The sequence below is a fragment of the Burkholderia sp. A2 genome, from assembly GCF_001729305.1.
In the GTDB taxonomy this organism is placed as follows: domain Bacteria; phylum Pseudomonadota; class Gammaproteobacteria; order Burkholderiales; family Burkholderiaceae; genus Burkholderia; species Burkholderia sola.
On record NZ_LZXX01000017.1, the window covers coordinates 1 to 5,852 of the forward strand.

At 62.6% G+C, this 5,852-nt stretch carries 9 protein-coding genes and 1 pseudogene; 9 read left to right on the forward strand and 1 reads right to left on the reverse strand.

Annotated elements, in window-relative coordinates; translation table 11 throughout:
• From A9Z05_RS35780 to A9Z05_RS35790, 9 genes and pseudogenes are all read left to right on the forward strand, one after another.
• A pseudogene (locus tag A9Z05_RS35780) lies at nt 1-101 on the forward strand (transcriptional regulator); the annotation flags it as partial.
• A gap of 2 nt (nt 102-103) precedes the next feature.
• On the forward strand, nt 104-1,585 hold the full coding sequence (locus tag A9Z05_RS01665) for an amidohydrolase family protein (protein WP_069616626.1): 1,482 nt from the start codon (nt 104-106) through the stop codon (nt 1,583-1,585).
• 78 nt (nt 1,586-1,663) lie between these two features.
• Complete coding sequence (locus A9Z05_RS01670; RefSeq protein WP_050016655.1) at nt 1,664-2,050, forward strand: RidA family protein; 387 nt, start codon at nt 1,664-1,666, stop codon at nt 2,048-2,050.
• A gap of 250 nt (nt 2,051-2,300) precedes the next feature.
• Entirely contained in the window at nt 2,301-2,735 is a 435-nt protein-coding gene (locus A9Z05_RS01675) for an STM2901 family protein (RefSeq protein WP_069616631.1), read from the forward strand.
• Nucleotides 2,735-3,088 carry a DUF1493 family protein gene (locus A9Z05_RS01680; protein WP_069616627.1) on the forward strand — a complete coding sequence of 118 codons (354 nt, stop codon included), beginning with the start codon at nt 2,735-2,737 and terminating at the stop codon, nt 3,086-3,088. The genes A9Z05_RS01675 and A9Z05_RS01680 overlap by 1 nt, the downstream gene beginning before the upstream one ends.
• A gap of 260 nt (nt 3,089-3,348) precedes the next feature.
• On the forward strand, nt 3,349-3,525 hold the full coding sequence (locus A9Z05_RS36745; protein WP_176730128.1) for a hypothetical protein: 177 nt from the start codon (nt 3,349-3,351) through the stop codon (nt 3,523-3,525).
• Nucleotides 3,526-3,575: 50 nt separating this feature from the next.
• The gene (locus A9Z05_RS37135; RefSeq protein ID WP_069616628.1) at nt 3,576-4,013 is read left to right on the forward strand and encodes a hypothetical protein; all 438 of its coding nucleotides are present in this window, start codon (nt 3,576-3,578) and stop codon (nt 4,011-4,013) included.
• A gap of 245 nt (nt 4,014-4,258) precedes the next feature.
• Nucleotides 4,259-4,879, forward strand: coding sequence for a hypothetical protein (locus A9Z05_RS01690; protein ID WP_218077797.1), 621 nt, complete (start codon nt 4,259-4,261; stop codon nt 4,877-4,879).
• On the forward strand, nt 4,876-5,091 hold the full coding sequence (locus A9Z05_RS35790) for a hypothetical protein (protein ID WP_124505017.1): 216 nt from the start codon (nt 4,876-4,878) through the stop codon (nt 5,089-5,091). The genes A9Z05_RS01690 and A9Z05_RS35790 overlap by 4 nt, the downstream gene beginning before the upstream one ends.
• A gap of 184 nt (nt 5,092-5,275) precedes the next feature.
• On the opposite strand, the gene A9Z05_RS01695 is transcribed toward A9Z05_RS35790, so the two are convergent.
• The coding region (locus tag A9Z05_RS01695; protein ID WP_069616630.1) for an NADPH-dependent 7-cyano-7-deazaguanine reductase QueF at nt 5,276-5,852 on the reverse strand (577 nt) is incomplete at its 5' end.

The following is a 5,852-nucleotide window of genomic DNA, read 5'->3' on the forward strand; positions in this document are numbered from 1 at the left end:
CGTTGCGGCTCGGCGATGCGGGCCGGGAATCGCTGCGCCGCATCAAACACGCGCTCGATGCGCACCGCGGCGGGGGAGACCGTCAACCGGTAGGAGACTGACCATGCATTCGCATCCCGAAGCGGCCGATACGCTGATCGTCGGCGCTCAACTGTACGACGGCACCGGCGCGCCGCCCGTCACGCGCGACGTCGCGATCCGCAACGGCCTGATCGCGGCGATCGGCAACCTGTCGAACTGGCTCGCCGAGAACGTCGTCGACGCGAACGGCCGTGCGCTCGCGCCGGGTTTCGTCGACGTGCACACGCACGACGACACGCACGTGATCCGTGCGCCGGAGATGATCCCGAAGATCTCGCAGGGCGTGACGACCGTGATCGTCGGCAACTGCGGGATCAGCGCATCGCCGGTGACGCTCGCCGGCGATCCGCCCGATCCGATGAACCTGCTGGGCGAGCGCGGCGCGTTCCGGTACCCGACCTTCGCCGCTTACGTCGCGGCCGTGAACGATGCGCGCCCGGCCGTGAACGTCGCGGCGCTCGTCGGCCATACGGCGCTGCGCAACAACCAGATGGACCGCCTCGACCGCGCGGCGACCGACGGCGAGATCGCCGGCATGCGCGCGCAGCTCGAAGAGGCGCTCGCGAACGGCGCGCTCGGCCTGTCGTCGGGCCTTGCGTACGGCTCCGCGTTCGCGGCGCCGGCCGAGGAAGTGATGGCGCTCGCCGAGCCGCTCGCCAAGGCTGGCGCGCTGTACACGACGCACATGCGCACCGAGTTCGACGCGATCCTCGATGCGATGGACGAGGCCTATCGTGTCGGCCGCCACGCGCAGGTGCCGGTCGTGATCTCGCACCTGAAGTGCGCGGGCCCGTCGAACTGGGGGCGCAGCACCGAGGTGCTCGCGTCGCTCGAAGGCGCGCGCCGCTACCAGCCGGTCGGCTGCGACTGCTATCCGTACAGTCGCAGTTCGTCGACGCTCGATCTGAAGCAGGTGACGGGCGACATCGACATCACGATCACGTGGTCGGAGCCGCATCCGGAAGTCGCGGGCAAGCTGCTGAAGGCGATCGCGGCCGACTGGGGCGTGACGGAGCAGGAAGCCGCGCAGCGCATCCGCCCCGCGGGCGCCGTGTACCACAACATGTCCGAGGACGACGTGCGCCGGATCCTGTCGCATCCGGCGACGATGGTCGGCTCGGACGGCCTGCCGAACGATCCGCTGCCGCACCCGCGGCTGTGGGGCGCGTTCCCGCGCGTGCTCGGTCATTACGTGCGCGACACGAACCTGCTGCCGCTCGAGGAGGCGATCCGCAAGATGACGTCGCTGTCCGCGCGCCGCTACGGGATCGCGAAGCGCGGCGAAGTGCATGTCGGCTACCACGCGGATCTCGTGCTGTTCGATCCGGCGAGTGTGATCGACGCGGCGACGTTCGAGAAGCCGCAACAGCCCGCGCACGGGATCGACGCGGTGTGGGTGAACGGCGTGCTGACCTACGAAAACGGCCAGCCGACCGGCGAGCGCGCGGGCGGTTTCGTCGCGCGCGGCGAGCGTGTGCCGGCGAGTGCCGATGCGGCGTTCTGAACGCGGCGGGTGTTCCGATCTTCCGCGCGTGTCCAAGCCGGCGCGCGCATCCGTAACCGAAATGTGAGGAGTGAAACGATGAAGCGATATGGCGTGGGCGAAGCGAAGGGGACCGGCGGCCAGGTGATGCCGTTTGCACGTGCGGTCGAGGCCGACGGCTGGCTGTACGTGTCGGGCCAGACGCCGATGGTGAACGGCGAGGTCGTCGAAGGCGGGATCGTCACGCAGTCGAAGCAGACGATCGAGAACGTGATCGCGATCCTGAAGGAAGCCGGCTACGGCCTCGAGCACGTCGTGCGCTGCGGTGTGTGGCTCGACGACGCACGCGATTTCGCGTCGTTCAACAAGGTGTTCGTGTCGTACTTCGGCGAGAACCCGCCGGCGCGCGCGTGCGTGCAGTCGAGCATGGTCATCGACTGCAAGGTCGAGGTCGATTGCATCGCTTACAAGCCGCCGGTGAAGTAACGCGGCGAGCGCGGAAGCTGTATAACAAGGCCGGTGCATGGACGTGCACCGGCCTTGTTGCGTTGGCACTGAATTTTTACACCTTGAATAGAATCCTGTCGATGAGAGCGCGAGACGACAGGTCCGTCTGGCGGGTGACGGCAGTGATGGGCACGTAATTCGCAACGAGCATCATGCAATTCGAACGAGCAGACTAAGCGGATTGCTGGGTATGGTCGTCTTCCCGATCAACGATTCGCGATGTCGCACCATGACGGGCAATACATACCGCTACGGTGTTCATTCGGATCTCACTCCCGCCGAGCTTTTCTTTTTCGTGGCTGTAGAAGAGACGTGTGCACGGGCCGGGATCGACGATGTCGAAGCGGTGATCCTGATTCCGGCGGGCTGGCCCGTTTTGCCGACGAGGCAAAAATTCGGCGGCGCGACGAAAGGAACCTCCGTCGCATCCGTGATAGCTCGATCGATTTTCCGCTACCAGTTGAACAGGAAGGTTTTACCCACCGTGACGCTGCAGAGTATCAAGTCGTTTCGGATCATCCTGACCCGGAAGCTCGGCGTGTTCGTCGGACGTGCCGTTCCCGGCGCGGGTTGGGCGCTGCTTGCGCGTGACGTGTTCGCGATCGTTCACGGCACGGTCTCCAGGTACAACAGCCTAGTCAAACGCGAGGATAGGGTGTTCTGATGAAAGACGTGAGTTGGGACGAGATCGTGGCCTTTGTCAGCTCGGAGGTAGGGCTCGGCCCATCGAAGCCGCTCGCCGCTGGCACTCGGCTCTGGGAAGACCTCGGTCAAACCGGTGACGAAGCCAGCGACTTCATGGGGCACTTTTTTGAACGGTTTGCCGTGGATACGGGCGATTTCGATTTCCACAGATATTTCCTAATGGAAGGCGAAGGGTTGCTCTATTCGCTATTCCTGCGATGGGTGCTCCGAAAGCCGCACGACTTCAAACGGGAACCGATTACGCTCGCAATGCTGCATCGTGCAGCCGCAGAAAGGAGATGGGACGCCGCGCGATTGGTCGCGCTGCCGTGAAAGATCGGATATTCGAACAAGCGCGGTGTCTGGCGGATGCCGTGCAATACGCGATTACCCTTCGGCTATGTTTGGTTAAAGACGCGCGCCCGTATCATGAGGGGCATTACATGTTGGCGCCTCCCGGCAACATACCGTTTTCCAAATTCATCGGTTTGCTGCGGGAAAGGGCTGCTTATTGTCAAAAGGTGAATTGAAACGACTCAAGGTGACCAATCGGAGATTCCAGCCGACATCGCCGTACCATTGCTGACGGGCGAATGGGCCGTGCCATCCGTCTGCGGCTTGAACAGATCGAGCGCATCGATCCGGATTCGCTCGATGGGGATGCGCTTGTCGATTTGTACGAAGACCAGGACGCGCTGACGCGTGTGCTGGCCTATATCGAGAGTAACTTTGCACGCACCTTTGGCGGCTTGCCGGCGCGGGACGGGTGACAGTGTACGTCGCGGCTTGCGGAAGAACCGCATGGGGGCGGCCGGGGGCAATGGTCATCTGGATCGCAGTTTTGACTCTGGCGCTCTTGACCGCCCACGGTGCGCTTGCGGGCACGCTGTCCAATAGATTAGCGCCTGGCGGCGCGGTACCCATTGTCGTGCCGGAGTCAGTCGAAATCGTCAGGAACGGTGCGTGGTCGGCCGATATCAGCGGGGACGAAACGGCGGATATGTGTCGCACGTTCGTTCTTCGGCGGGCGGATGTCGGCACGTTTTTCAAGCGTGCGAACCGCGTGACAGAACGGGCGTACAGCCATGACCTGGATGCCGCGCGTTGCTATGCCGAAGGCGAAGCGCGTCTTGCGGGTGGTGGCGCGGCGAAATGGAGGATAGACCAGGCAAGGCGAGGCTTCATTTCCCTGCGCGATGGTCGAACAATCTACCTGTATTGTCCGAAGTGCCGGGCCGACGTGTTTGCGCCGAATTAGAGAAACGCACGTTCCGCACTTCGAAAACCGCACGACCTCAAGTGTGAATCGATTGCGCATCGCGATGCTGCACCGTCCAGCCGTCGAATGGAAGCGGGCTACCGGGCGATTGGCCGAGTTGCCGTGAAAGGTCGGGTTGCTACGCGTGCTGTCGATGAGGCTGATCTGGGGCAACCGGCGTGTCGGCTGCGAGGAACGAGGGGGCAGTCTTCGAGCGCTTCAGTTTGCAATTTATAACAAAATAAATGAGAAATTGGGGTGATGTCGAAATCCGGCTGGAAGCAGAATCGGTGGGCATACGCGGAATGCATCGGAGATTTCGGGAGTTCTCGAAAAATTTAATCTCAATAAAATTCCCCTGTTTATTCTGTATATTGGAATATCCATTTGCCGAGAAAGAGGAATTTGAGATGGCTTACTGCCGGGGCTTCTATTTGACGTTCAAGGAAAACATGGATGCATTGGGGTTGCCGGTTCCCGCGAGCCTGTTTTCGACGCAGCAACAAGCGCTGACGACCATTGGTGCGATCGCAACCGCGGTCAAGACGTTTGGATCACGGGTTACGATTGGTGAATTGATCGGTGCAGGTGTACTGAGCGATGTGCTGGTGTACGCGGGGTCGCTATATGCATCGTGGTACGTCGGTGCGGCGATCGGCAGTTTGCTGGTTGCGTCGGGCCATTCGCTTTCGTGTTCCAATGGTGTCAACGCTTCGCGATCGGCCGTCAATGCGCTTTCCAAACATGGGATCAGGGTCGATGGCGCGCTGGTGCGGCATCTGGCTTCGCACCCGGAGGTGTTTGCCTTCGGGACGCCTCGGCACCACTATGGCGTGATGGGTCTCGCGCAGCAGGCTGCAGCATGAACTGGATCGCAGATCGGATTGCGCTTCTGGTTTGTGGTGCCGTTGTCGCAGGCATTGCATGGGCAACGTTTCGATATGCGGGGGAATGGGTGATGCCCGTTGCAACGGCCACCATGCTGGTGGCCCTGGGGAGTGAAGTTCGTCGGCTGCGGCGCATACTGGAAGGCCACGGCATCGATTGGCGCCCGCGGCGGCGCTTCTTCCGCAAGTAGTCGGCGTCCGCGGGCTGCAAAATTCCCGACAGCGTCACTTCATCGTCTGGCCGACCTATACGCGCATCAGGCGACGCTGACTCAGCTGACCGACTACATCAAGAACGGCTTCCCAGCCGCGTTCGGCGAGCGGCCCAAACTTTAGCCGCGTGCCGACGGCTGCTCACGCGGCTCGCCGGGTCGTTCACTGCCGCGCCGTCCGCGCGTTATCCGGCATCGGTTGGTTGTAGTTCGTGCGGAACGGGTTGATGTCGAGCCCGCCGCGGCGCGTATAGCGCGCATACACGGCGAGCTTCACCGGTTTGCACGCATGCAGGATGTCGAGAAAGATCCGCTCGACGCACTGCTCGTGAAAGCCCGTGTGATTGCGGAACGAGATGATGTAGCGCAGCAGGCCCGCGTGGTCGATCTGCGGCCCGACGTAGTGGATCTGCACGCTGCCCCAGTCGGGTTGCCCCGTGACCGGGCAGTTCGAGCGCAGCAGGTCGGACACGAGCGTCTCCTCGACCGGCGCTTCATCCTCGGCGGCCGACAGCAGCGACGGATCGGGTTCGTACACGTCGGTGTCGAGATCGAGCCGGTCGAGCGACAGCCCGTCGAGCTCGTCCATCTCCAGCTTGCTGAAATCGTGCGCCGACACCAGCTGCACCGATACGCTCGCGCCGCACGCGGCCGATACGTCGCGCTTCAGCACGTCGCGCACCGCGTCGACCGAGTCGAACTTCGACTGCGCGAACGAACCGAGATACAGCTTGAACGAC

Excerpts from the sequence above, each read along its gene's own strand:
- A9Z05_RS01665 (WP_069616626.1), top strand. The coding sequence starts at position 104 with ATGCATTCGCATCCCGAAGCGGCCGATACGCTGATCGTCGGCGCTCAA.
- A9Z05_RS01670 (WP_050016655.1), top strand. The coding sequence starts at position 1,664 with ATGAAGCGATATGGCGTGGGCGAAGCGAAGGGGACCGGCGGCCAGGTG.
- A9Z05_RS01675 (WP_069616631.1), top strand. The coding sequence starts at position 2,301 with ATGACGGGCAATACATACCGCTACGGTGTTCATTCGGATCTCACTCCC.
- A9Z05_RS01680 (WP_069616627.1), top strand. The coding sequence starts at position 2,735 with ATGAAAGACGTGAGTTGGGACGAGATCGTGGCCTTTGTCAGCTCGGAG.
- A9Z05_RS36745 (WP_176730128.1), top strand. The coding sequence starts at position 3,349 with ATGGGCCGTGCCATCCGTCTGCGGCTTGAACAGATCGAGCGCATCGAT.
- A9Z05_RS37135 (WP_069616628.1), top strand. The coding sequence starts at position 3,576 with ATGGTCATCTGGATCGCAGTTTTGACTCTGGCGCTCTTGACCGCCCAC.
- A9Z05_RS01690 (WP_218077797.1), top strand. The coding sequence starts at position 4,259 with ATGAGAAATTGGGGTGATGTCGAAATCCGGCTGGAAGCAGAATCGGTG.
- A9Z05_RS35790 (WP_124505017.1), top strand. The coding sequence starts at position 4,876 with ATGAACTGGATCGCAGATCGGATTGCGCTTCTGGTTTGTGGTGCCGTT.